Genomic DNA, 1,463 nt, shown 5'->3' with positions numbered 1-1,463 from the left:
GATAAATCCACATTATACAGTCTTTTAAAATGCTCTCTTAATTGTTCAATAGATTTTTCCACCCCTTTACGAATCGCAACAGATGGAACTACAATTATAAACTTTTCAAACCCATACTCCTTGTGCAACTCTAATATCGTACGCAAATAAACATAAGTTTTCCCAGTTCCAGTTTCCATCTCAACTGTAAAATCTCGCTCGTGTTTACTGTAAGCTTTTTCATCAGTAAATAGTCCATTTTTCAACTGAACTTTTTTCAAATTCTGAAAAAGTTTATTCCCTCTAACAATATCAATATTTCTCACAGGATCTTTTTCTGTAAAACTTCTTCTTATTCTTTCAGCATAAATGCTATCCAACGATTTTGGCAATCCTCTAAATAGTTCTACAACAGAATTTACCGCCTTTTTCTGATATTCCAAATTATCATCAAATTGGAATATTATTTTATTTGACATTTCATTTTCTCCTTTTGTTCTGTAATAAAAAAGTCTCGATTATCATTTTTGATAAAAGAGACTCATAAAACCTTTATTTTTAAAAATTATCTAATCTTAGTATCATTGTTTTTAAGTTATTTTCTGAACTGAATTTTTTTATCAGGTTAAATCCATAATTTGAATAAAATCTTATTAATGAACTATTGTCTTCACATTCTAACCATAAATATTTCGTATTTATAATTTTTTTCACGATTAATAATAATTCGTGTGCCAGTGATATTATTTCATCACCTGTTATCATATTTTTATCAGAAATATTATAATTTTTTCCTATCTGTGCCAGCAAAAAACTGTTTACAACATAACTTCCGTCTTTCAATTTTCTTCCACTCTGTGAAAATCTTTTCTGCTGTGTCTTACTAAGACTAAGAAAATTTTCCTTTTCAATAATTAAACTTTTATTTGTATATCTACTCTTAATTGTTAGTTTTTATTATATTCCATCACTTATTTTTCTTTTTTATTTGGATATACAAAAAAATATTGACAAAATCACTAACTAGTGATAAAATAAATTAATTACTAATTAGTGAAATTGTTAAGGAGATGATTTATGGATACAAGCTGGGAAAAAAATTCGGATATTCATTTACAGATTATATTGCAAAAGGCTATTAAGAGCATTAATAATAAAATTGGAAAAGATTTTAGGGAGAAAGGGATTACTGTTTCACAATTTAGTGTTCTAGATGTTCTTTATACAAAAGGTGAAATGCGTGTTTGCGAACTTATTGAAAAAGCATTGTCAACTTCGGGAAATATTACGGTTGTTATAAAAAATATGGAACAGAAAGGCTGGTTATACAAGAAGACTTGCCCAACAGACAAGCGTGCATTTCTAGTAGGTTTGACAGATGAGGGGAAAAAACTATTTGAAACTCTTTTACCTAAACATCGTAATGAAATAAAAAATACCTATAGCATCCTTTCATCCGAAGAAAAACAGGAATTAATAAAAAT

General features: G+C 27.8%; 3 protein-coding genes. 1 reads left to right on the top strand and 2 read right to left on the bottom strand.

Annotation, left to right across the window (positions count from 1 at the left end):
* The coding region (locus Q0370_RS06645; RefSeq protein ID WP_299573720.1) for a DEAD/DEAH box helicase family protein at window positions 1-458 on the bottom strand (458 nt) is incomplete at its 3' end.
* Between the two features lie 79 nt (window positions 459-537).
* Complete coding sequence (locus Q0370_RS06640) at window positions 538-822, bottom strand: hypothetical protein (protein WP_299573717.1); 285 nt, start codon at window positions 820-822, stop codon at window positions 538-540.
* Window positions 823-1,056: 234 nt separating this feature from the next.
* On the opposite strand from Q0370_RS06640, the gene Q0370_RS06635 reads away from it, so the two are divergent.
* Window positions 1,057-1,463, top strand: a 407-nt coding sequence (locus Q0370_RS06635) for a MarR family winged helix-turn-helix transcriptional regulator (RefSeq protein ID WP_299573714.1), incomplete at its 3' end; no start/stop codon positions are given.

It is taken from the genome of uncultured Leptotrichia sp. (assembly GCF_938036635.1).
In the GTDB taxonomy this organism is placed as follows: Bacteria; Fusobacteriota; Fusobacteriia; order Fusobacteriales; family Leptotrichiaceae; genus Leptotrichia; species Leptotrichia hongkongensis.
Note: the sequence above shows the minus strand (reverse complement) of the source record. Positions and strands in the feature narration are given on the sequence as shown.